The sequence below is a fragment of the Myxococcus virescens genome (genome assembly GCF_900101905.1).
GTDB lineage: Bacteria > Myxococcota > Myxococcia > Myxococcales > Myxococcaceae > Myxococcus > Myxococcus virescens.
Window position 1 is genome coordinate 142,890 of sequence record NZ_FNAJ01000005.1, and the last position, 24,925, is coordinate 167,814.

Annotated in this window: 13 protein-coding genes (1 of these 13 running past the window's edge); 6 read left to right on the top strand and 7 right to left on the bottom strand. The window is 70.5% G+C overall.

Translation table 11 applies throughout. The features are described from left to right. Both BLU09_RS16665 and BLU09_RS16670 read left to right on the top strand, forming a co-directional pair. Positions 1-12,651, top strand: partial view of a non-ribosomal peptide synthetase gene (locus BLU09_RS16665; RefSeq protein WP_090490534.1) — the 3' portion only. Its footprint begins 780 nt before the window's first position; 12,651 of the gene's 13,431 nt are visible here — the last part of the coding sequence; its start codon lies beyond the left edge, outside the window; the stop codon is at positions 12,649-12,651. Then, complete coding sequence (locus BLU09_RS16670; RefSeq protein WP_090490535.1) at positions 12,648-13,112, top strand: DUF2269 family protein; 465 nt, start codon at positions 12,648-12,650, stop codon at positions 13,110-13,112. Before BLU09_RS16665 ends, BLU09_RS16670 begins: the two co-directional genes overlap by 4 nt. 85 nt (positions 13,113-13,197) lie before the next feature. On the opposite strand, the gene BLU09_RS16675 is transcribed toward BLU09_RS16670, so the two are convergent. The 4 genes from BLU09_RS16675 to BLU09_RS16690 form a co-directional block, all read right to left on the bottom strand. Continuing rightward, positions 13,198-14,703, bottom strand: a complete 1,506-nt coding sequence (locus BLU09_RS16675) for a DEAD/DEAH box helicase (RefSeq protein WP_090490536.1) — start codon at positions 14,701-14,703, stop codon at positions 13,198-13,200. Between the two features lie 349 nt (positions 14,704-15,052). Next, on the bottom strand, positions 15,053-17,161 hold the full coding sequence (fusA, locus tag BLU09_RS16680; protein WP_090490537.1) for an elongation factor G: 2,109 nt from the start codon (positions 17,159-17,161) through the stop codon (positions 15,053-15,055). 434 nt (positions 17,162-17,595) lie between these two features. Further along, on the bottom strand, positions 17,596-18,786 hold the full coding sequence (locus BLU09_RS16685; RefSeq protein WP_090490538.1) for a cyclic nucleotide-binding domain-containing protein: 1,191 nt from the start codon (positions 18,784-18,786) through the stop codon (positions 17,596-17,598). Positions 18,787-18,904: 118 nt separating this feature from the next. Continuing rightward, positions 18,905-19,381: an FKBP-type peptidyl-prolyl cis-trans isomerase gene (locus BLU09_RS16690; RefSeq protein WP_244171781.1), complete on the bottom strand. Its 477-nt coding sequence runs from the start codon at positions 19,379-19,381 to the stop codon at positions 18,905-18,907. 170 nt (positions 19,382-19,551) lie between these two features. Here BLU09_RS16690 and BLU09_RS16695 point away from each other — a divergent pair, with 170 nt between their 5' ends. Beyond that, a complete protein-coding gene (locus tag BLU09_RS16695) occupies positions 19,552-20,748 on the top strand; it encodes a metallophosphoesterase (RefSeq protein WP_090490539.1) in 1,197 nt (398 codons plus the stop codon). Positions 20,749-20,754: 6 nt separating this feature from the next. On the opposite strand, the gene BLU09_RS16700 is transcribed toward BLU09_RS16695, so the two are convergent. Then, a complete protein-coding gene (locus BLU09_RS16700) occupies positions 20,755-21,519 on the bottom strand; it encodes a ZIP family metal transporter (protein ID WP_186817796.1) in 765 nt (254 codons plus the stop codon). Positions 21,520-21,711: 192 nt separating this feature from the next. On the opposite strand from BLU09_RS16700, the gene BLU09_RS16705 reads away from it, so the two are divergent. The 3 genes from BLU09_RS16705 to BLU09_RS16715 are packed head-to-tail and all read left to right on the top strand — an operon-like array spanning position 21,712 to position 23,257. Then, positions 21,712-22,263, top strand: coding sequence for an RNA polymerase sigma factor (locus tag BLU09_RS16705; protein WP_090490541.1), 552 nt, complete (start codon positions 21,712-21,714; stop codon positions 22,261-22,263). After that, positions 22,260-22,925 carry a DUF1109 domain-containing protein gene (locus tag BLU09_RS16710; protein ID WP_090490542.1) on the top strand — a complete coding sequence of 222 codons (666 nt, stop codon included), beginning with the start codon at positions 22,260-22,262 and terminating at the stop codon, positions 22,923-22,925. The genes BLU09_RS16705 and BLU09_RS16710 overlap by 4 nt, the downstream gene beginning before the upstream one ends. Beyond that, positions 22,922-23,257: a Carotenogenesis protein CarS gene (locus tag BLU09_RS16715; RefSeq protein ID WP_090490543.1), complete on the top strand. Its 336-nt coding sequence runs from the start codon at positions 22,922-22,924 to the stop codon at positions 23,255-23,257. The genes BLU09_RS16710 and BLU09_RS16715 overlap by 4 nt, the downstream gene beginning before the upstream one ends. Positions 23,258-23,273: 16 nt before the next feature. On the opposite strand, the gene BLU09_RS16720 is transcribed toward BLU09_RS16715, so the two are convergent. Both BLU09_RS16720 and BLU09_RS16725 read right to left on the bottom strand, forming a co-directional pair. Then, a complete protein-coding gene (locus BLU09_RS16720) occupies positions 23,274-23,786 on the bottom strand; it encodes a hypothetical protein (protein WP_090490544.1) in 513 nt (170 codons plus the stop codon). Positions 23,787-23,836: 50 nt separating this feature from the next. Then, positions 23,837-24,892: a hypothetical protein gene (locus tag BLU09_RS16725; protein ID WP_244171782.1), complete on the bottom strand. Its 1,056-nt coding sequence runs from the start codon at positions 24,890-24,892 to the stop codon at positions 23,837-23,839. Positions 24,893-24,925 lie beyond the last annotated feature (33 nt).

The window sequence follows — 24,925 nt, forward strand, 5'->3', positions numbered from 1 at the left end:
CGGCTGACGCTCAACACGCTGGTCCAGGGTGCATGGGCGCTGGTCCTGGCGAGAGCGACAGGCACGGACGACGTCATCTTCGGTGTGACGGTCTCTGGCCGTCCCGCCGACCTTGCTGGTTCCGAATCCATTGTCGGGCTCTTCATCAACACCCTACCTCTGCGAGCGCGGCTGGACGGCACGGCGCCGGTCGCCACGTTCCTGTCGGGGCTTCAGGCTGAGCAAGGCGCCGTCGAGCCGTACAGCTACGCCTCGCTGGCGGACATCCAGCACTGGTCGGACGCGCCGAAGGACCGGCCGCTCTTCGAGAGCATCCTGGTGTTCGAGAATTATCCGCTCGACGCCTCGACGCTCCTGCCTCGCAGTGGCCTCACCATCAGCTCGGTCAACACGCACGACCGCATCAGCTACCCACTGGCGCTGGTTGCCATCCCGGGCGAGTCGATGGAGCTGCGTGTCATGTACGCCGCGGACGCGTTCTCCCGTCCGATGGCCGAGCGCATCGCGCGGTTGCTGATAGCCGCGCTCGAGTCGCTGCCGGGCGCGAAGACGGTCGGCGATATCGACCTGATGGAGGAGACCGCTCAGCGCGTGCTGGCGGAGTGGGGCCAGCATCCCCGTGCCTACGATGTCACCCGGCCTGTGACGGCCCTGCTGGACGGGGCCGCGCCCGACGCGACCGCCGTGGTGGGCCCCGACGGCCAATCCATCAGCTACCGCGAACTCGACCGCCGCGCCGAGCGCGTGGCGCGGCACCTCCGTCAGTTGGGCGCCGGGCGTGAGCGCATCGTCGGCGTGTGCATTGGCAGGTCCGTGGAGATGGTGGTGTCCCTCCTGGGCGTGCTCAAGGCGGGAGCGGCCTACCTGCCCCTGGACCCCAACTATCCCGCTGAGCGGCTCGCCTACATCGTGGGCGATGTAGCGCCGGTCGCCATCCTCAACACGGGTGCGGACCCCATCGCGGACACGCGCGTTCCCCGGCTCGACATCTCCCGAGTCCTGAATGAGACGGACACGCCCGACGTCCCCGCGAAGGAGCCGGTGCGGCTGGATGACCTGGCCTACGTCATCTACACGTCGGGTTCGACCGGCGCGCCCAAGGGCGTCCTGGTCACACACCGGAACCTGATGAACCTGGTGTCCTGGCACACGGAGACCTTCGGCCTCACGGCGAAGGACCGGACGACCCAGCTCGCCAGCACCGCGTTTGACGCCGCCGTCTGGGAAATCTGGCCGACGCTCGCTGCGGGCGCCACGCTGCACCTCGTCCCACCCGAGCTGTCCAGCGCGCCCGCCGACCTGGCGAACTGGCTGGTGGCGCAGCAGATCTCCATCAGCTTCCTGCCGACGGTCATCGCAGAGGCCGTGCTGGCCTTGCCGTGGCCTTCGCCGTGCGCGCTGCGCTTCGTGCTCACGGGCGGCGACCGGCTCCACGCCACACCGCCCGCGGGACTCCCGTTCCAGCTCGTCAACAACTACGGCCCCACCGAGACGACGGTGGTGGCGACATCCGGAACCGTTGCTCCGGATGGCAAACAAGGGCTGCCCTCCATCGGCCGGCCGGTCGCCAATGCCCGCATCTACATCCTCGACCGCCAGCGGCGGCCCGTCCTTCCGGGTGTCATCGGAGAGCTGTACATCGGCGGCGCAGGCGTCACCCGGGGCTACCTGAACCGGCCGGACCTGAACGCGGAGCGCTTCATTCCCGACCCGTTCGCGGGCGTGCCCGAAGCGCGCATGTACGCGAGCGGCGACTTCGCCCGGTTCCTCCCAGATGGAACCATCGCGTTCCACGGTCGCGCGGACCGTCAGGTCCAGATTCGCGGCGTGCGGGTGGAGCTTGGCGAAATCGAGGCCGCGCTGGCGGCCCATTCCGACGTGAGCGCGGCAGCCGTGGTGAGCGAGGCGCAGCGGCAGAACGGTGACGTTCGGCTGATTGCGTTCGCGGCCAGCGACGTGGTGCCTCAGCCCGACGCGGCCGTGCTCACGCAGTATCTGGCGACGAAGCTCCCCTCGGCCATCCTTCCCAGCCGGGTCATCGTCATCGACCGGCTTCCGCTGACGCCCAACGGGAAGGTCGACACCGCGGCGCTCGAAGCACGTGCCCTGGAGGCCCAGCCCCAGGTGGCTTCGGCCGCGCCCCGGACACCCCATGAGGAGATCCTCGCCGGCATCTGGAGCGCGGTGCTCGGCCAGGAGCGCGTAGGCATCCACGATGACTTCTTCGACCTCGGTGGGCATTCGCTGAAGGCGACGCAGGTCATCGCGCGCACCCGCGAAGCCTTCGGCGTCGACATTCCCGTCCGAGCCATCTTCGAGCGCCGGACCATCGCGCAGCTCGCGGAGACGCTCTCTGGACAGGGCACGGCGGTCGAGCCCATCCCGCATGTGGAGCTGACGGGAGACACGCCTGTCGCTCCGGGCCAGGAGAGCCTGTGGTTCATCGACGCGCTCGGAGGGGACAGCGCGGCGTACAACGTCCCGTTGGTGCTCCGGCTCCAGGGGACGCTCGATGGCAGCGCGCTCGCAAGAACGCTCCAGCTCCTGGTTGAACGCCATGAGGCGCTCCGGAGCACCTTCCACGACCGTGGAGGCACACCCGTCCTGCGAGTCCAGGCATCTGCCGCCTCCGTGCTCGTGAGCGAGGACGTCTCCCCTGCCCTCCTCGACGCACGCATCGCCGAGGAGGTCGCCGCGCCGTTCTCGCTGACGGACGGCCCGCTCTTCCGCGCGCGGCACTTCAGGCTCGCACCCGACAGTCACGTCCTGATCCTCAACCAGCACCACATCATCGCGGATGCCTGGTCCGTCGGGGTCCTGCTGCGCGAGTTTTGCATCGTGTACGCGTCACTGGTGAGCGGCACGGAGCCGGCCCTGCCCGCGTTGCCCATTCGCTACGCGGACTGGGCCGCATGGCAGCGGCAGCGGCTGGAATCAGGACGCCTGGACGAGAGCGTTGCCTTCTGGCGCGAAGCCCTGAAGGACGCCCCGCCCGTCCTTCCGCTTCCCACCGACCGTCCGCGACCGGAGCGGCAGCGGTTCCATGGAAAGACCCATGGCTTCGTGCTGGAAGCGCCGCTGGGCCAGCGGCTCGAAGCGCTCTCCCGGAGCTCGGGCGCCTCGCTGTTCATGACCCTGCTCGGCGCCTTCGCCGCGTACCTCGGGCGCATCAGCGGTCAGGAGGACGTGGTGATTGGCTCGCCTGTCGCCAACCGCGACCGGCACGAAACGGAGGGAGTGGTCGGGTACTTCCTCAACACGCTCGCCCTCCGCGTCGACCTGTCTGGAGACCCGACGTTCTCCGAGCTGTTGCTGCGCGTCCGTAAGGTGGCGCTCGATGCCTACGCGCATCAGGACGTGCCCTTCGAGAAGCTGGTGGCCGCAGTCGAGCTGCCGCGTGGACTTGCGCACAACCCGCTGTTCCAGGTGATGTTCGTCCTCCAGGGCCAGAGCGGTGGCGAGCTCCAGCTCCCCGATGTTCGCGCCGAGATTCAAGCGCCGGCGAGCTCGACGTCGAAGTTCGACCTCACCTTCTTCGTGGAGCCGCGTGAGGGCGCGCTCGCCTGCAGCATCGAGTACGACACGGACCTCTTCGACGCGGACCGGATTGACCGGATGGCCGCGCACCTCGGCCGGCTGCTCCAGGCCATCGCCGAGGAGCCCGAGCTCCACACCTCAGAGCTCCCGCTCTTGTCCAACGAGGAGCGGCGTCTGTACGCCGACCTCAACCGCACCGAGCGCAGGTACACCGGCCGCACCCTCCCCGAGCTGTTCGAGCGTCAGGCCCAGAAGACGCCTGACGTGGTCGCGCTGGAGCACCAGGGCGAGACGCGGACCTACCGCCAGCTCCATGAGGCGGCGGAAGCCCTGGCCGACCGGCTGGGCGCATTGGGCGTGGGCCCAGGGGTCCGGGTTTCCATCTGTCTGGACCGCTCCATCCATGCGCAGGTCGCCCTCCTCGCGGTCCTCAAGGCCGGTGGCGCCTATGTGCCGCTCGATCCGACGTACCCGCCTGAGCGCCTTCGCTACATGCTGGAGGACGCCAAGCCGCGCGTCCTGCTCACGGAGAAGAAGTACAGCGAGCTGCTCCCGTCACAGGGTCTGACGCAGGTCCTGCTGGATGACGCGGAGGCGCGTGCCACGAAGACTCCGCGGCCCCGGGTGGAGCCGCATCATCTGGCCTACGTCCTCTACACGTCGGGCTCGACGGGCAAGCCCAAGGGCGTAGCCATGCCGCACCGGGCACTGGTCAACCTCATCGAGTGGCAGACCGAACACGCCCGCCCCCTGCGCACGCTCCAGTTCGCGCCGCTCAACTTCGATGTGTCGTTCCAGGAGACCTTCTCCACCTGGTGCTCGGGTGGCACATTGGTCCTCATCGATGAAGGCACGCGACGCGACCCAGACGCGTTGGCCGACTTCCTCGATGCGGCGCGCGTCCAACGCCTCTTCCTGCCGGCCGTGGCGCTCCACCATCTGGCACAGGCTGCGCTGCGCACCGAGCATCGCGTGCCGGGGCTCGCGGAAGTCATCACCGCGGGAGACCAACTCCGCATCACCGACCCCATCCGCCGCTGGTTCCAGGAAGGTGGCAAGCGCCTTCACAACCACTACGGCCCCACTGAGTCACATGTGGTGACGGCGCACGAGTTGGAGGGCGACCCGCGGCACTGGCCTGGGCTGCCTTCCATCGGGCGGCCCATCGCCAACGCGGCGGTCCACGTGCTCGATGCGAACCAGCGTCCCGTCCCGGTGGGTGTGCCCGGAGAGCTCTATCTGGCGGGCACGTGCCTCGCCGACGGCTACTTGTCACGGCCGGACCTCACCGCCGAGCGCTTCGTCGACCTGCCCCTGTCTCCCCCCGTGCGGGCGTACCGAACCGGGGACCTTGGCCGGTTGACGGTGGAGGGGAGCATCGAGTTCCTCGGCCGCGCGGACGACCAGGTCAAGATTCGCGGCTTCCGTGTGGAGCCCGGCGAGATTGAGCGCGCCCTGTGTGCCCACCCCGATGTCCGCGATGCGGCGGTCATCGTCGATGGTGATGCCACGCGCGAGAAGCGGCTGGTGGCCTACGTCGTCCCGGAGACGGTGCCGTTGGCCGAGCTGCCCGACTTCCTCGCCAAGGACCTGCCCGAGTACATGGTTCCCGCGCTGTTCGTGCCGTTGCCCGAGCTGCCCCGGACGCCCAGTGGCAAGGTCGCGCGCCGTGCGCTCCCCGCCCCCGTCGCGCCAGTGCAGGCCGAGAGCCCATCCGAGCCGCCTCGCACGCCCACGGAGGCGACCGTGGCACGGGCCTTTGAACAGGTCCTGGGACGCGGCGTCGTCGGACGGGACCAGGACTTCTTCCAACTGGGCGGGCACTCGCTGCTCGCGATGCAGGTCGTCGCGCGGATTCGCGGTGACGTGGACGCTGCGTTCCGCGTCTCCGACCTCTTCGAGAATCCGACCATCGCCTCCTTGAGCCGGGTGCTCGATGCCCGCCGGGGAAGCCAGACGCTGACGCTTGCCCGGATTGAACCGGCGCCTGAGGGCGCCGCCATTCCGCTGTCATTCTCCCAGGAGCGGCTCTGGTTCCTGGATCAGCTCTACCCCGGCACCGCGGCCTACAACCTGCCCATGGCGCTGCGGCTGACGGGCATATTGGACGTCAGCGCCTTCCAGGAAAGCCTGTCCGACATCGTCCGGCGGCACCCCGTGCTCGGGATGCGCTTCGTCGAGCGAGATGGCCGCGTGTGGCAAGAGCCGCGGGCGAACCAGGGCGTTCCGTTCGAGCAGGTCACCCTGGGAGAGACGTCCCCCGAGGCGCTTCGCCTGCTCATCGCGGAGGAGGCCACGCGACCGTTCGACCTGACGAACGGCCCGCTGTTCCGCGCGAAGCTGTTCCGGCTCGACGAGGCGGCACACGTCGTCGTCGCAACGATGCATCACACCGTCGGTGACGGCTGGTCCATCAGCGTGCTCGTGCGTGAGCTCTCCCAGCTCTATGCCGGACGTGTCTCCGGCCAGCCGGTGACGCTGCCCGAGCTCGCCGTCGACTACCGGGACTTCGCGTACCAGCAGCGGCGGCACCTCCAGGGCAAGGTGCTGGAGCAGCGGCTCGACCACTGGCGGAAGAAGCTTCATGGCGCGCCGTCGGCCCTGGACCTGCCCATGGACCGGCCTCGTCCTCCCCGGACGAGCATGCGCGGTGCCACCGAACGCATCGCCCTGGGCAAGGCGCTGAGCGAGGCCATCGAGGCCCTGAGCCTGCGCACGGGTGGAACCAGCTTCATGGTCCTCATGGGCGGCTTCGCAGCCTACCTGGCGCGCATCACCGGGCAGGATGACATCGTCATCGGCACGCCCGTGGCCAACCGCGACCACGCGGAGCTCGAGTCCCTGATTGGCTTCTTCGTCGGGACCCTGCCACTGCGTATCGACCTGTCCGCCAATCCGACCTTCGAGGAGCTCGTCGCGCGCGTCCGTGCCTCCGCGCTGGAGGCCTACGCGTACCAGGACGTTCCCCTGGAGAAGATTGTCGAGGCGCTCGGGGTCGAGCGGAACCTGAGCCACGCCCCGCTGTTCCAGGTGATGTTGATGCTGCAGAACACCCCGGAGGGCCACCTGAGCCTTCCGGGGCTGGCGCTGGAGCCCATCGACCTGGAGATCGAGAGCGCGAAGTTCGACCTCACCCTGAGCTTCGAGCCCACGCGCGAAGGGCTGTCCGGCGTCATCGAGTACAGCACGGACCTCTTCGACGCGGACCGCATCGAGCGGATGGTCGCCCACCTCCAGGTGCTCTTCGCCGACGCAGTGGCGCATCCGGAGAAGCGGCTGTCTGAGCTCGCGCTCCTCCCCGAGCAGGAGCGCGGCGTCGTCACCGCGTTCACCCAGGGGCGCGTGGTGGCGCCCACCCGCCACGTCCCAGCCCACCGGTTCGTGGAGGAACACGCGGAGCGAACGCCGGATGCCATCGCGCTCGAACTGGGGCAGGAGCGGCTCACGTATGGCGAGCTGAACCGCCGGGCCAACCGCGCCGCGCACCAGCTCATCGCGATGGGCGCCGGCCCGGAGAAGCTGGTGGCCCTGGCCGTGCCTCGGTCGTTCGAGATGCTCATCGGCCTGCTCGCCATCTGGAAGGCGGGGGCGGCCTACGTCCCGCTCGACCTCTCGTACCCGAAGGATCGGCTCGACGGAATCCTGGAGGACTCGGGTGCCGCGCTCATGGTGAGCACCCATGCGGCGGAGCAGAAGTGGCGCGCGCCGCAGGTGCGGACGCTCTGGCTGGACGAGCCCGCGGATGCCGCGCCCACCGGCAACCCCGACAGTGGCGTTCGCATGGAGAACGCCGCCTACGTCATCTACACCTCGGGCTCCACGGGCAGGCCCAAGGGCGTGATTCTGGAGCACCGGGGGCTCGCGAACGTCATCGAGATGCAGCGGCACGAACTGGGCGCTGACGCGGGCTGCGTCATGCTCCAGTTCTCCTCCATCTCCTTCGACGTCTCGGTCTGGGAAATCGTCATGGCCCTGACAAACGGGGGCCGGCTCGTGGTGGCCCCCGCGGACACGCTGCTCGCGGGCGACGAACTGGCCAAGGTGCTGCTGGCTCACGGCGTCACGCACATGGTGCTGCCTCCAACGTCGTATGCGGCCCTCCCCACCGACCGCGAGTACCCCTCGCTTCGCATGCTGACGTCCGCGGGAGAGGCCCTTCCGCCGGAGGTCGTCCACACGTGGGCGCGGCCCGGCGTCCGGTTCGTCAACGCCTATGGCCCCACCGAGGTGTCCATCATCAGCACGCTCGGCCACTGCCGGCAGGACGACCCGGGTGCTCCGCCCATCGGGCGCCCCGCCCTCAACCTGGAGGGATACGTCCTGGACCGCCACGGCGCACTGCTGCCCATTGGCGTCCCGGGCGAGCTGCACATCGGAGGCGTCGGTGTCGCCCGCGGTTACCTGAACCGCGAGGAGCTCACGCGCGAGAAGTTCATCCCGCATCCGTTCAAGCCCGACGCACGGCTGTACCGGAGCGGAGACCTGGTCCGCTGGCGCAAGGATGGCAACCTCGAGTACCTCGGGCGCATCGACCATCAGGTCAAGCTCCGTGGCTATCGCATCGAACTGGGTGAAATCGAAGCGGTGCTCGCCTCCTACCCCGGTGTGGCGAAGGCCGTGGCCAACGTTCATTCCGCGGGCGCCCAGGGGGGCGTGAAGGCCCTGATTGCCTACGTCGTCTCGGCCCAGCCCGTGGATGTGCACGCGCTCCGCGAGTACGCCCGGAAGAAGCTCCCGGAGTTCATGGTGCCCGCGCAGTTCATCCACCTGGAGGAGCTGCCGTTGTCGTCCAGCGGCAAGGTGGACAAGCGGCGTCTACCGCCACCGCGCTTCGAGGCGTCCGCGAGCGAGACGCACTTCGTTCCCCCGCGTACGCCCACCGAGCAGGCGCTGGCTTCGCTGTGGGAGTCGCTCCTGGAGCGCCGCCCGATTGGCGCGGAGGACAACTTCTTCGACTTGGGCGGGCACTCGCTTCTGGCCGCGCAGGTCATGAGCCGCGTGCGGAGGACGTTCGGTGTCGACGTGCCCCTCTCCGCCATCTTCGAGCAGCCGACGCTGACGGCACTGGCGGCGGTGATTGCCGCCAAGGAGGCCGCACCCCAACTTCCGCCGCTGGTCCGGCTGACGAGCCCCGGGGACCGCCCCCTTTCGTTCGCGCAGGAGCGGCTGCGATTCCTCGCCGAGCTCGAAGGCCAGAGCGCGGCCTACAACATCCCCATCGCGTTCACGTTGCGCGGCTCGCTGGACGACGCCGCGTTGCGACGGAGCCTCCAGCGCGTGCTGGAGCGCCATGAGGTTCTCCGGACGAACTTCCCGCTCGTCGACGGTCTGCCGGTGGCCCGGGTGGCCGACGCGGTGCTCACGCTGACCACAGAGGACCTCCGCCACGCTGGCGCGGCGAGCCTCGACCAGCGGCTGGCCGAGGAGTCCGCCCGGCCCTTCGCACTGGACGTGGGCCCCGTGGTGCGCGTGCACCTGTTCAAGCGCGCGGACGACGAACACGTGCTCCTCGTGGCCATGCACCACATCGTGTCCGACGGCTGGTCCTTCGGCGTGATGATGCGTGAGTTCTCCGCGTTCTACGCCGCAGAGGTCCGGGGCGAGCCCCTGGCGCTTCCGGCCCTTCCCATCCAGTACACGGACTACGCGGCGTGGCAGCGGAGCTGGCTCGACGGCCAGGCCCGGGAGCATCAACTCGGCCATTGGCGCAAGGCGCTCGCGGGTGCGCCCGCCGTGCTGGACCTGCCGACTGACAGGCCCCGGCCCGCGGTCCGGAGTCACCGGGGTGCCACCGAGCCGCTGGCGTTGGCGCCCGACGTGGCCCAGGCCCTCACCTCGCTCTGCCGTGAACAAGGGGTGACGGCCTATATGGCATGGCTCGCCGCCTTTGGCGCCTACCTGGGCCGGGTGAGCGGGCAGGACGACGTGGTCATCGGCTCACCGTTCGCGGGCCGCCGCATCGCGGAGACGGAGCCGCTCATCGGGTTCTTCGTGAACTCGCTGCCCCTGCGCATCGACCTGGGCGGCGAGCCCACGTTCCTCGAGCTCCTCCAGCGCATCCGCCGCCAGGTGCTCGACGCCCATGAGCACCAGGACGTCCCTTTCGAGAAGCTGGTCGAGGTGCTCAAGCCGGAGCGCGTGCTCGGAACCAGTCCGCTCTTCCAGGTGATGCTCGCGTACCAGCAGACGCACACCGCGAAGATGGCGCTGCCGGACCTGGAGGTCACCCCGGTGGCCATCCCCAGCGGCGCCGCCAAGTTCGACCTCACCCTGACGCTGTCCGAGACGGCCCAGGGGTTCGAAGGCGTGCTGGAATACGACCGCGACCTCTTCGACGCCTGGCGCATCCAGGCGATGGTGCGCCAACTGACGGGCTTCATCACGCGGCTGGCCGCCGAACCGCGGTCGAAGGTCGTGGATGTCGACCTGCTGGGCGCCGAGGAGCGTGCCCGGCTCACGCCTCGCGCACCGGAGGCGACACCGTCCCTTCCCGCCGTGCACGAGGTCATCGCGGCCCAAGCGGCGAAGACGCCGACGGCCATCGCCGTCGAGGCCGAGGACGGCACCCTCAGCTACGCGGCCCTGGAGGCTCGCGCGAAGGCCGTTGCCCAGGCGCTGGTCCAGCGCGGCGTCACGCCGGGAGCACTGGTGGCCCTCGCCGTGGAACGGTCCGTGGGGATGATGGCGGGGCTGCTCGGCATCCTCAAGGCGGGCGCGGCCTACGTCCCGCTCGACCCGGCCTACCCCCGCGAGCGGCTGACGTTCATGCTCGAGGACAGCGGCGCGCGGGTGGTCATCACGCAAGCGCACCTCACCTCGCGGTTCCCGGGGACCGACGTGGTGGTGCTCGGGGATGACACCCTGGAGTCGTTCGAGCCGCGGAGCGGCGCGCTGGCGTACTGCCTGTTCACCTCCGGCTCGACGGGGCAGCCCAAGGGCGTGCTGATTGAGCATTCCGCCCTGGCCAATCACATGGCGTGGATGGCCGACGCCATGCCGCTGGGTCTCGAAGACCGGGTGCTCCAGCGCACGTCGCTCAGCTTCGACGCCTCGGTCTGGGAGCTGTTCGCCCCGCTGATGGTGGGTGCCCGGCTGGTGCTGGCGCCGCACGGCCTTGGCGCGGATACGGAGCACCTGGCCCGCGTGCTGCGCGAGCGCGACGTCTCCGTGCTCCAACTGGTGCCCTCACTGCTGACGGCGCTGGTGGAGGAGCCCGGCTTCGCGAACCTCCCGGCGCTCCGGCGCGTCTGCGTGGGTGGAGAGCCCCTGCCCTCCGCGACCGTCGCCACGCTCTTCAGCCGTTCGAAGGCGGAGGTGTGGAACCTCTACGGACCGACCGAGGCGACCATCGATTCGCTGGCGCACCGGTGCCTGCCCGGACAGGTGGGCGCGCACGGCCCGACCGAGCCCATTGGCCTGCCCATCCACCGAATGGAAGCGCTCATCCTGGATGGCAGGCTTCGCCCTGTCCCGGAGGGTGTCCCCGGAGAGCTCTATCTCGCGGGGCCCGGCCTGGCGCGCGGCTACCTCAACCGCCCGGAGCTGACGCAGTCGCGCTTCATCGAACACGCCTTCCCCGGAGGCCCGACGCTGCGCATGTACAAGACGGGTGACGTGGTCCGCCGGCTGGCGGATGGCACGTTCCTGTTCGTGGGCCGCGCCGACCGGCAGGTGAAGCTGCGCGGGCATCGCATCGAGCTGGGCGAGGTCGAAGCCGCCATTGCCCGGCACCCGACGGTGCGTGAAGCCGTCGCGCTGGTGCGCGGCACGGGTGGAGACTCCCGGCTGGTGGCCTTCGTGGTGCCCCATGCGTCCGCGCAGCGCCCCGAGCCCACCGAGCTCCGGAGCTTCGTCGAGCAGCAGCTCACGGCGAACATGGTGCCTGGGCAGTTCGTCCTCCTGGACGCGCTGCCGCTCGCGCCCAACGGAAAGGTGGACACGCGGGCGCTGAGCGCGATGGAGCTCGCCGACGCGCGCGTCACCGCCCTGGAGGGCCTGCCGCGTGATGCCCTGGAGCTGGAGCTGGTCCGGCTCTTCGAGGAGGTGCTCGGGGTGCGCGCCGTGGGCATCCACGACAGCTTCTTCGACCTGGGCGGCCACTCGCTGCTGGCGCTCAAGATGAAGCTCGCGGTGGAGAAGCGCCTGGGCCGCCCGCTTCCGCTGGTGTCCCTGTTCAGGAACCCGACGCCCGCGCAGCTCACGGCGGTCCTCCGGACCGAGAACGCGGCCGTCTCTCCGCTGGTGCCGCTCACCCCCGAGGCCCACGCACTCATGGCCGGCGCGACGAACGCGAACCGGGCGCCAGTGCTCTACCTGGTGCCCGGTGGAGGTTCGACGCCGTTCTACCTGTTGTCCCTCGCCAGACACCTGGAAGGCGTCGCCGTGTTCGGCCTCCAGCCCCAGGGCCTGGATGGCGATGTGCCACCACACGAGACGGTGGAGGCCATTGCCACGTGGTACGCGGACGCCATCCTGGCCCTGCAGCCCGAAGGTCCCTACTCCGTCGGTGGACACTCCATGGGCGGACACATCGCCTACGAGCTGGCCCAGGAGCTCAAGGCCCGCGGACGCGAGGTGGGCGTCGTCGCCATGCTGGATACCCTGGCGCCCTTCCCCGACGTCACCCGGCCGCAGGGCGAGGGCTGGGACACGGCGCAGTGGATGCTCCACCTCGCCGGCATCATGGAGGCGTTCTTCAACGTGAAGATCGACCTCGCCCTGCCTGAAGTGCGCGCCATGGGTGAAGCAGAGCGGCTCCAGTTCTTCGTCGCACGGCTCCAGGCCGCGGCGGTCCTCCCCGAAGGCGCGCAGCCCGTCCACGTGCAGGGCATCCTCAACGTGGCGCGGGCCCATGACGCCCTGAACTACCGGCCCCGCCGTGGACAACCGGTGCCCCTGGCGGTGTTCCGCGCGGAGGACCGCAGTGGCCCCAGCACGGCGGCGCTCGACGCGCTCGTGCAAGACGGCACGCTCGGCTGGCGCCAGTTGACGCAGCAGGCCTGCTCGGCCTACCCCGTCCCAGGCACCCACCTGTCGCTGCTCCGCGACCCGCACGCGGCGGTGCTCGCCCAGCACCTGCTCGCGCTCATCCCACGTCCGACGACCGCCCCATGAACGTCCACAACGTCCTGAAGCTCCTGCACCTCATCGCCGTCGTGGTGTTCCTGGGCGACATCGTCGTGACGGCCGTGTGGCGGTTGCTCGCGGACAGGACGCGCGAGCCCCGGGTGATTATCTATGCCCTGCGGCTGGTGCAGTTCACCGACAAGTACCTGCTGGTGCCCAGCGTCTTCGCGCTCGCCGCCACCGGCATGCTGCGCGCGCACCTCCAGGACATCCCCCTGTGGACGAACCCGGCGCTCGCCGCGGGACAGGTCTGCTTCATGCTGTGCGGCATCGTCTGGCAGCTCACGCTGCGCCCCATCCAGGCGCTGCAGCTGGCCATGGCAGAGGCACTCGGCGACACCGGGGCCTCGTTCGACGACTACCTGCAGCTCACGCAGAAGTGGTTCCGCTGGGGCATCCTGGCCATGGCGCTCGCCTTTGGCTCCATGGCGCTGATGGTCCTCCACTGACACGCGAAAGGGAGCCCGCCCCGTTGGCGCGAGCTCCCTTCCTGGACTTCACGGCGGGCCGGAGCCGCCGCCTGGCCTCAGCCGCTCAGAACCACTTGGGCGACGGGCGACGCGGAGGAAGCGGGGAGGCCTCGGGGGCCTTCGCCGGAGCCTGAGCCACCGCGGGACGGCCGCCACCCGAACCCCTGGAACCGCCCTGGCCACCCCGGCTGGCGTTGCCACCGGAGCCACCCGAGCCTTGCGCCGAGCGGCCACCTTCGGGACGGCCCTGCCCACGGCCTCCGCCGCCAGCGCCACCACGGCCCCCCCGGCGGCGGCGCGAAGCCCCCGCGGAGTGCCCGCCGCCCCCACCGTTGCCCGCGGGACGCGGCGTGCCCTGAGGCCGCCCACCGTTGCCCGAAGGACGGGCCTCTGGCGCGGCGCCGGACGCGTGGCTCACGGGACGCGGCGCGGGCTGGCCCGAGCGGTACGGATGGTCCTCCACCACGGGCACGTTGCGGCGGATGGTGCGCTCGATGTCGCGCAGGTACGCGCGCTCCTCGGCGTCGCAGAACGACACAGCGGTGCCACTGGCCCCCGCGCGGCCGGTGCGGCCAATGCGGTGCACGTACTGCTCCGGCACGTTGGGCAGGTCGTAGTTGACGACGTAGCTCAGCCCGTCGATGTCGATGCCGCGCGCGGCGATGTCCGTCGCCACGAGCACGCGGAGCGTCCCGGAGCGGAACTCGTCGAGCGCGCGCTCACGGGCGTTCTGGCTCTTGTTGCCGTGGATGGCCGCCGAGCTGACGCCCGCGCCCTCCAACTGCTTCGCCACCCGGTTCGCGCCGTGCTTGGTGCGGGTGAAGACGAGCGCGCGGTGGATGTTGCCTTCCTTCAGCAGGTGCGTCAGCAGCCCGCGCTTCTGCTCGCGCTCCACGAAGTACACCTGCTGGCTCACCGTCTCCGCGGTGCTGGACGCCGGCGTCACCTCCACGCGGATGGGGTCCGTGAGGATGCTGCGCGCCAGGTCCACGATGTCCGGGGGCAGCGTGGCGCTGAAGAACAGCGTCTGCCGCTTGGGCGGCAGCGCCTTGATGACGCGCCGCACGTCGTGGATGAAGCCCATGTCGAGCATGCGGTCCGCCTCGTCGAGCACGAACACCTCGAGCGAGCGCAGCGACACGAAGCCCTGCTCCATCAGGTCCAGCAGGCGGCCCGGCGTGGCCACCAGCACATCCACGCCACTTCGCAGCGTCTGGACCTGCGGATTCTGGCCCACGCCACCGAAGATGACGGCGTGACGCAGGGGAAGCCCCTTGCCGTAGGTCCCGAAGCTGTCGCCCACCTGCCCCGCCAGCTCACGCGTGGGCGTCAGGACCAGGCAGCGCACCGGGCGCGCCCCGCCCGCGGGCGCCTTGGCGGACAGCCGCTGGAGGATGGGCAGCGCGAAGGCCGCCGTCTTGCCCGTGCCCGTCTGGGCCACGCCGAGCACATCCCGCCCGGCCAGCGCGTGGGGGATGGCCTTCTGCTGGATGGGCGTGGGGGTGGTGTAACCCTCCGCCTTGACGGCGCGCAGGAGGGTGTCGTGAAGCTGAAGTTCGTCGAAAGTCATGGGTTCCTGACGTTGAAGAGAGCCCGCCTCCTCCCCAGGGGAGGAAGCCCGCGCAGCGCGCCCAGTCGGACGTATGTCCGGGGCGCCTGGCGGTGCGCGGTCGGGCCCGGCCGGCCGAACCGCTTTGGGAACGGATGGGAACAGGGGGTCTCCCCTACCCATTCCGGAGAATCGGCGCGGGACCCTGCACTTTCCCGTCCCGGAAGTCCCGTGAAATCAACAGCTTGCTTGCCGGTTTTGTGGCCCCTGATGGACATTTGTACAGGGTGCAGTTCCTTCCAAGTCGAAAGACCCGAAATGTCCTACAGGCCCCGGGAGCCACTCCTGGCTCCCGGGGCCGCCCTTCACCTCAGGCGCGGGCCTCCGCCGCGGAAGCGGCCTGGAGTGCCTCTGGCACCGGCTCGTACGCGCCCAGACGCATGCTGGCCTGGGCCCGGCCCTGGGTGCGGCCTCGCAGCCCGGTGACGTAGCCGAAGAGGCTGGCCATGGGCACCCGCGCGGAGATGAGCCGCACCCCGCCGCGCGCCTCCATGCCCAGCACCCGCCCCCGCCGCGCCGCCAGGTCCCCCAACACCTCGCCGAGGTACTCCTCGGGCGTGGTGACCTCCACCTCCATCACCGGCTCCAACTGCTGCACGCCCGCCCTGTGCGCCGCCGCCTGGAGCGCCAGGGAGCCGGCCACGGCGAAGGCCTGAGGCGTGGAGTCACGCACGTGCGTGTCCCCATCCAACAGCCGCACCTCCACGTCCACCAGCGGCACGCCGTCCCGCACGCCTCGGGCCATGGCCCCGGCCACGCCCTTCTCGATGGCGGGCACCAGCTCCTTGGGAATGGTGCCCCCGCGCGTGTCGTCCGTGAAGACGAGCCCCGCGCCACGCGGCGCCGGCCCCACGTCCAGCACCACGTACGCGTACTGTCCGGGCCCGCCCGACTGGCGGACGTGGCGGTACTCCTGCCGCACCTGGCGCCGGAGCGTGTCGCGCCAGGCCACCTTGGGCTGGCCCACGCGGGCCTCCACGCCGTGCTCTGTCCTCAAGCGGTCCACCACCACCTCCAGGTGCAGCTCACCCATCCCGGACAGCAGCACCTGGCCGCTCTCCGGGTCCACGCCCACACGCAGCGACGGGTCCTCCGCCGCCAGCCGGTGCAGGCCGTCCTCCAGCTTCGTCAGCTCCGCGGGCGAGCGCGCCTCCACGGCGAGCTGCACCACGGGCTCCATGACGCCCAGCGACTCCAGCACCACGGGCTCCGCCGGGTCGCACAACGTGTCGCCCGTGCGCACGCCCTTCAGGCCCAGCGCCGCGCAGATGTCTCCCGCATGGACCTCCGCCACTTCTTCGCGGCGGTTGGCGTGCATGAACATCAAGCGCCCCACCCGCTCACGCCGCCCGGTGGCGGGGTTGAGCAGAACCGTGCCCGCGCGCAGCGTGCCCGAATAGACGCGGAGGAACACGATGCCGCCCACGGCCTTGTCGCTCATGAGCTTGAAGGCCAGGGCACAAGGCGGCCCCGAATCGGATACGGGCCGGGACACACGCGCCTCCTTGCCCGGAACAAAGCCCTCCACGGCGGGCATGTCCGACGGCGCGGGAAGGTAGTTGACGATGGCGTCCAGCAACATCTGCACTCCCTTCTTCTTGAAGGCCGACCCGCACAGCACCGGCACCAGCGTCCGCGCGAGCGCGCCCGAGCGCAGCGCGCGCTCCAGGTCCTCCGCGGTGATGTCCTCCAACCGTCCGTCCACGAACTTCTCCAGCACAGTGGCGTCCTCGTCCGCGCATGCCTCGATGAGCCGCAGCCGCTGCGCCTCCACCTCCGCGCGCACCGCCTCCGGCAAGGCCTGGCCGTCGACGAAGCTTCCGTCCTCCCCGTCGAACATGACGGCCCGCATGCGCACCAGGTCCACCAGCCCGCGGAACGCCGAGCCCTCGCCCAGGGGCCACTGCACGGCCACCGGCCGCGCGCCCAGCCGCGCCTGGATGGACGCGACGCTCATGGCGAAGTCCGCGCCCACCTTGTCCATCTTGTTGATGAAGGCGATGCGCGGCACGTTGTACCGGTCCGCCTGCCGCCACACCGCCTCCGACTGGGGCTCCACACCCTGGCTCGCGTCGAAGACGGCGACCGCGCCGTCCAGCACGCGCAGCGAGCGCTCCACTTCGATGGTGAAGTCCACGTGCCCTGGGGTGTCCAGGACGTTGATGCGGTGGGGCACACCCGCGCCCATCCCCTGCCGGGGTTGCCAGAACGCGGTGGTGGCCGCGGAGGTGATGGTGATGCCGCGCTGCCGCTCCTGTGGCAGCCAGTCCATCTCCGTGGCTCCGTCGTGCACCTCTCCCACGGAGTGGATGCGACCGGTGAAGAAGAGGACGCGCTCGGTGAGCGTCGTCTTCCCCGCGTCGATGTGCGCCATGATGCCGATGTTGCGGTACCGCTCGATGCGTGTGTGGCGAGACATGAAGGACTCCCGTTCCCGTCGAGCAGCGAGGCCCGCGGGTTGAATTGAGGCGCTGGTTGAGATGAAGGGATGACGCCGCGAACGCCTCAGCGGCACGCACGCGCGACTCGCCGGAGGGGCACGTCAGGCCCGCTCAGGGACGCGTGAGGGCACACGAGGACGCGGCAAGAGAGAGGGCGGAGCCGGGGCTCACGGCACACGGGAACCAGCCAACCCGCGCGCCGGAGACACCGGTCCGCCAACTCAAATGTCGAGCAGAACCTCGTGACGGGGGGCGAGGCACACGTCCGCCGCCGGCGCGAACGTGCGCGCACACAGCAGGGCGTTGAAGAAGGCGGGCCTCATGATGCGTTTGAATTAAAGCACAGACGCCGTGTTGTCAATCCGGGCGCGGGTGCGAATACGCGAGCCCGGAATGACAGACATGCGCGCCGTCAGGTGCTGAGCGCCCGCACGCGCGCCGCGAGGTTGTGCGTGAAGAGGCGGAAGATGCGCAGCGCCGCCGCGTCATGCGTGTCCAGGTAGTGCTGGAAACCCGCGCGGGTGACGCGCAGCGCGCGGACCGCCGTGCGCGCGCGGACCTGGGCGGACACCGGGGCATCCTGCACCAGGGAGATTTCTCCCAGGTAGGCGCCAGGCCCCAGCGTGTTGAGCCGGCGCGCGTCCGTCTCCGGCCCGCTGAACACGTCCACCTCGCCCTCCAGGAGCACGAAGAGGCCGCTGCCCGGCGAGCCCTTCTCCAGCAGCACCGCGCCCGCCGGGATGAGCACCTGCCGCGCCACGCGGTACAGGTCCTTCATGTCCTCGAGCGACAGCTCTCCGAAGATGGGGATGGCCTTCAGGTAGTGGTAGCCATTGGACTCCGGCGCCGCCGCGTTCGAGGGCAGACGCGCGATGACGGCCTCGGCCTCCGCGTCCATGCCCAGGCGGCGCAGCAGCCGGGCCTTCTCCGCCGCCAGCGCCGGGTCTCCCCGCGCCGACTCCGTGCCGCGCACCGTGTCGGCCAGGAGCGCCAGCGCACGCCGTGTGAAGCCCTCGCCATCCAGCAGCTTGCACATGCGCAGCACGGACTCCAGGTGACGCGGGTCGCCGGAGGGAACGCTCGCGAGCGCTTCCACCTCCGCGTGCGGCTGGCCCAGCTCGCGGTAGAGCTGCGCCGCCTCGTACGGACGCCCCAGACGCACCAGGCAGTGCGCCATGGCCTCACGCGCGCCCAGGCCGCGGTAGGCCTCCAGCGCGCGCTCCATGGCGCCGCCCCGCTCGAAAGCGGCCGCGGCGCGCTCCACCTCACCCGCGCGCAGGTACGCCTCCGCCGCGTCCACGTAACGCCCGCCCTGGACGTACAGCTCCGCCACCAGGGCCGCGGCGCCGCAGCCATCCAGCAGGCGCGCGGCGCCCGAGAAGTCGCGGGCCTGGCGCAGGACTTCCGCCAGACGCTGGCGCTCCGCCACCGCGGCCTGCGCGGCCTCCTTCTGGAGCCGCTCGCGTTGGGAGCTCCCCAGCTCCTCGTAGAGCTGCGCCGCCACCTCGGACGACGGCTGCGTGAGCAGCCCGTGGAACGCTCCCTCCCCCGGGACTGCTGCTCGGGGGCCCTCCAAACTCATCTCCGCCTCGGACCGCGACATCGCTCGCCTCCCCCATTCCGGGTCACCACGAACCTCCAGGCCGGTCCACACCGACCCGGACTTCCCGGAAGACAAGGAAATCCTATAGCACGTCGACGAGCGGAGTTCCTCGCCTCCGTCAGCGGACGGACACGAGCTCGGTGTCGAAGATGAGGACCGTGTACGGCGGAATCCGGCTGCCTGAGCCGCTGGCGCCATAACCCAGGGACGACGGGATGATGAGGCGACGACGGCCCCCCACGCGCATGCCGGCGATGCCTTCATCCCAGCCCGCGATGACCTGCCCCGTGCCCAGGGTGAAGCCGATGGCGGGCCCGTTGCCGGTGGCGTCGAAGCTGCGGCCGTCCGGCAGGTAGCCCGTGTAGCGCACCTGCACGCGATTGCCCGCCTGGGCCTGCGCGCCATCCTCCACGATGAAGGTGTCCTGGATGTAGAGCCCGCTTTCCAGGCGGGTCATCTCGGCCAGGTCCACATTGAGCGACTCCGCGTACGTCACCTTGGTCGGGTCTCCCGAGTCGGGGTTGACGCTTTCGTCGTCGCCACAGCCGAGCAGCGAGACAGCCAGGAGCATGGGAACCAGCAGGGAGCGGAGCATGACGACCTCGAAGGGGAGCGTGAACCGGGTATCGGCCTCGCGGGATGGCGAAGCCTGCCCCGGCGCGGCGGCGTGGGAAAGGGGCCAGCGGTGTGCCCATGCCGCCTTCCCGCCTGCCCCCCTGGAATCCTGGAGCGCGGCGAGAACGCATTCGTTATGCAGGATTCCCGATGCCACGCTGGGTCAGCCTGCTCCTCTTCTTCGTTCCCGTGCTCGCCGTCCTGGCGGTGGGCCATGTCTATCTCTACCGCCGGCTCGTCCGTGACGTGACGAAGCGCAAGTGGCTGCGGCGCACCGCCCAGGGTCTGTTCGCCGTGGGCTTCGTCGGAGCCCTGAGCGCGCGGGCCATTGGCTCCGTGCTGCCCTCCGAGGGCGCCCAGCGCCTGGGCATCGTCTTCCTCCTGTGGATTGGCCTGGTCCTCTACCTGCTCATGTTCACCCTGGCGGTGGACCTGGTACGGGCCCTGGCCGCGTGGCGTGAGCGCCGCAACGCGCGCGCGGAGACGACGGCCCCCACCGCGCCCGCGTCGCCGGAGCGCCGGGCGCTGCTGGGTCAGGGGCTCGCGGTGGGCGCGGGGCTCGCGGGCGTGGCGGTGAGCACCTACGGCGGCTGGCGCGCGTACCACCCACCCGATGTGCGAGACATCCCCGTGCGGCTGCCCCACCTGCCGCGCGAGCTGGAAGGTCTCACGCTGGTGCAGCTCACCGACATCCACATCGGCGGGGTGATTCAGCGCCGCTTCATGGATGAGCTGGTGTCCCGCACCAACGCACTCAAGCCGGACGTCATCGCCATCACCGGGGACCTGGTGGACGGCTCCGTGAATGCGCTGGGGGGCTTCGCCGCCAGCCTGGGGAAGCTGAGCGCGCGGTACGGCACCTGGTTCGTGACCGGCAACCACGACTACTACTCGGGCGCCGATTCGTGGGTCGCCTTCCTGGAGGGGCTGGGCATCCACACGCTGCGCAACCGCTCCGTGTCCATTGGCGACGGCGCGGCCTCCTTCCAACTGGCGGGTGTGGACGACTGGAGCGCGCACCGTATGGGCGAGCGCGGCTATGACCTGGACGCGGCGCTGCGCGACGTGCGGCCCGACCGCGCCTCCGTGCTGCTGGCGCACCAGCCGTCCAACTTCGACGAGGTGGCCCGGCGCGGCGTGGGGCTCCAAGTCTCAGGGCACACGCACGGCGGACAGATGTTCCCGGGCAACCTGATGGGCGACCTCATCTGGGGAGACCGCAACGCGGGCCTGAGCCGCACGGGCGACTCGCTCATCTACGTCAGCCGGGGTTGTGGCTTCGTGGGCCCACCCATGCGCGTGGGCGCGCCCCCGGAGATTGCCCGACTGGTGCTGCTGCCCGCGTAGGCCGCGTCAGCCCAGCGACATGTCCAGCACCAGCGCGAGCACGAAGCCCCACATGAGGCCGGTGGTGGCCTCGCGCTCGAAGCCGCCGCGGTGGCTCTCCGGAATCATCTCGTGGCTGATGACATAGAGCATCGCCCCGCCCGCGAAGGCCAGCCCCCACGGCAGCAGCGCGGAGCTGAGTGACAGGGCCAGGAGGCCGAACAGCGCTCCGACCGGCTCCACCAGGCCGGTGAGCAGCGTCAGGAACGCGGCGCGCGACGCGGACGCCCCCGTGGCCCTCAGCGCCAGCGCCACCACCAGACCTTCGGGAATGTTCTGCGCGCCGATTCCCAGCGCCACCGACAGACCCAGCTCCGGCTGCGGCGCGGCGAACGACACGCCCACCGCCAGGCCTTCCGGGAAGTTGTGCAGCGTCATGGCCAGCACGAACAGCAGCGCGCTGTTCCACTTCGTGCCGCCATGGCCCTCGTGGCCCTTGAGCACGTGTTCGTGCGGCATCAGGTCGTGCCACACGCGCAGGAACAGCCCACCCAGCAACACCCCCGCCGCCACGCGCAGTGCCGCCGAAGGCCCGTCATGGCCCTGCCCTTTCACCAACTCCATCGAGGGGATGACCAGCGAGAAGGACGTGGCCGCCAGCATCACGCCCGCGCTGAAGCCCAACATCCGGTCCTGGGCCTTCCGGCTGAGCTCCGAGGTGACGAGCACGGGCAGCGCGCCCAGTCCCGTCGCCGTGCCCGCCAGCAGGCTTGCCACCAACCCCGCCCCCATGCCTTCGATGCTCCAATGGTCCACGCGTCCGAGGTGCCTCCGCGCCCAACACTAACGGCCTCGCCCTCCAGGGCAGGACGGGATGTTGCTAGCGTTCGCAACCCCGTGACTTTCCAGAGCTTTCCTCACCGAACCTTGAGAATCGCGACCGCCGGAAACACTTTCGCGGGTGGCCCGTAGAGGAGTCGGGTGATGCGGAGCCAAACGGACGAAGCACTCATGGAACGGTTTCGCGACGGAGCACAGGACGCCTTCGAGGACCTCTTCGCGCGGCACGCGCCGCGGGTCCAAGGCTTCCTGGCCCGGATGGTGCGCAATGGCGCGCTCGCGGAAGATTTGCTGCAGGCCACCTTCTTGTCCGTCATCCGCTCGCGGGGCCGCTACGAGCCCGGCACCCGCTTCACCCCCTGGCTGATGACCATTGCCGCGAACGCCGCGCGGGACGCGCTGAGGCATCAGCGACACGTAGACGCCTATGCATCCCAGGAGGACTCCGCGACGCCCGCATCCCCGGCGCCGGATGACAGCGACCCGTCGCTGCGCAGGCACCTGCTGGACGCCTTGCAACAACTCCACCCGGACCACCGTGAAGCCGTGGTGCTCAGCAAGGTGGAGGGCTGGTCCTTCGAGGAGATCGGCGCGCTGCGGGGGATCAGCCCTGGCGCCGCGCGGCTGCGGGCGCACCGGGGCTACGAGAAGCTGCGCGAACTGCTGGGCGAGCTGGCGCTGGAGGTGGCGCGATGAAGCCACCGATGGACCTGGACCAGTTGCTCACCCAGACGCCCGCGAAGGACAACGCCGCGCTGGAGCGCGTGCTCGCCGCGGCCCGGGGTGAACTGGCGCTTCGCCGTCCGGTGCGGCGCTGGCGCACGCAGGCCGTCTGGTTGATGGCGGCGTCAGCGGGCCTGGGCCTGCTGGCGGCCGGGGTGATGCTCGCGGTGGGCGCGGTCACCGGCCCCCTGCTCCTGGCACGCGCGCCCCTGCTGGCCATGCTGGTGGGAACCAGCGCGGTGTGCGCCTGGGGTGCGCTGTCTCCCAAGGGCCGCTGGATGCGCCGGCTGGGCGTGGGGCTGGCGGTGGTCAGCGCGGCGGCCCTGGTGCTCGCCCGGGGCACGCCGCACAGTCACCCATCACTCCCGGGCTGGGTCTGCACCGTCAGTCACCTGGCCATTGGCGTGGTGCCGCTGGTGGTGGCGCTGTTCGCGCTGCGCGGGGCCTTCTTCCAGCCGCTGCGCGCCGTGGTGGCGGGCCTGTCGGTGGGTTCGACGGGCGCGCTGCTCGGAGAGCTCGCCTGTGAGCAGGACGGGCGGCACGTCCTCTCCCATCACCTGCCCGCATGGGTCGTCATCACCGTCGTGCTGGTGGTCATCTCGAAGTCGCTCAAGCCCCGTTCCTACGCGCCATGATCCAGGACCCCTCACTCATCATCTGTCATGACGTGGACGGCGCACCGGTGCGCATTGGCGCGAAGGTGAAGGTCGTGCCGCACTCCGAGGACGGCACCATCAGCCAGCGCTTCCTGGGCCAGACGGGAATCGTCGTGGGGCTGGTGTTCGACGACCCAGCCACGCAGTACCCCGATGACCCGCTCATCCAGGTGCTCGTCGAAGGGCTGGGCGAAGACCTCTTCTTCCCGGAGGAGCTGGAGCTGGCCCCGGAGTGGGCCCGCAACCGGATTGCCCAGCACCGTCAAGCCGTGCGGGCCGGCGGCCGGAGTTCGCAGGAGCGCGTGCCCTGACGTGGCGGGCCCCGCGTCAGCGCATACCCGACTGCGCTCGCGCGAACGCCACCGCCTGAGAAATCGCCTTGGAGCTGGGAAAGAGGCTCCGCGCCCGTTCCTCTACCTCCAGCGCCGCCTCCAGTTGTCCCTGCGCGCCCAGCGCGTGAATCCACCCCGCCCACGCTTCCTCCAGCAAGGCCATGGCGGCGCTGGCCGCGGAGGAGAAGGCGCGCTCCGCCTCATCCGGCGCCTGTCGCACCGAGACGAGGAAGTGTCCCAGCGCCAGCAGGGGCTCCGGGGCCCCCGCGGAGACGTCCGACGCGGAGCGGAGCACCTGCTCGACCTCGGACACCGCGGCCTCCGGGTCCGCCGCGTCGTGCCGGCCGGCCAGCAACGTGCGGCTCAACGACAGGAGATTGGGAACGAACGCGGGACAGCGCTGCGCCAGCGCGCGGTACGCCTCGAGCCGGTGACCGCCCTCCAGCGGCTCCGCGTTCGCCAGCTTCCACTTCCTGCGCAGCTCCTGGGGGGACACGTGCTCGGACATGTCCGCACCCTACGCCTCCGCCGCGCCGGAGTGGGAGCCGGCAACGCGCCTCAGTAGGACGCGGTGATGCCCCAGTGGAGGCTGGAGTACGTCTCAGCCGCCACGCCGCCCTCATCCCAGCCCAGCTTCGTGCCGGCGCCGGAGAACGTGTCCTGGAAGCGGGACAGGCGGAAGCGGACCGAGTAACCGAAGGGCCCCCAGATGTCGCCCCCGACGCCCAGCTCCGCCTCCCAGCCGAAGCTGGACACCGACGTGCCGTAGTCGCTGACCTCCGCGTCCAGCGCCGCGCTGCCGGCGCCCAGGCCCTTGCCCGGCTTCGGGCTCAGGAAGAACTGCCCCGCGCCCTCCAGCCGGACCCAGCGCAGCAGCGGCACCGACACCTCCAACCCCACGGCGGGGAACAAGCGGTGCGTCCCGGTGAGCGGGCTGTTGGAGGACGCGTCCACGTCGAAGGCGCGGGTGAGGAGGCCCGCGCGCAGCCCCGCATGGCCCAGCAGCGCGTTCGCCTCCCCCATGCCGAAGAAGTAGCGGTACAGCGCCTGCGCGGTGAGCACCGAGTCGGTGGCCACCGCCTCGCGCGTGGTCGACCGGCCGGCGTCACTCTCCAGCGTCACGTTGGTGGAGGAATACCCACGCCGGTAACCCAGCGACAGGCCCAGGCCGCGCAGCAGGGATTCGCTGTTCGCCAGCGGCAGCAGCTCCAGCTCGGCGGCGATGCCCAGGTACGGCACCGACGACGCATAGCTCACCGTGTCCCCCAGGCGCTCGTTCGCCGGGAGCCGGTCATATTCGCCACAGGACTTCACGCCGGGCCGCGCGCAGGCGTTGCGCCACGTCGTCGTGCCCCCCAACGTCAGCCGCGCCAGGGGCGGGCGCGCCGGCGCGTCTCCCACCGTGCCGCCAGAGCCCGTATCCAGCGCGACCTCCAGGAAAGGGGCCTGCCGCTGCCGCGCATCTCCCTCCGCCTCCAGCACCACGACGCTCGGCTTCGCCGGTCCCGAGTCCTTCCGCTTCGCCTCGGCGGCCAGGGCCTGCGGCGAGGCCAGCGCCACCAACAGGGCACACCACAGCCCCCAGCGAACCATCGAGTGTCGGGCGGTCGTCATTCCCCAGGGAGGTTCACCCACCCCGTCGGGGAA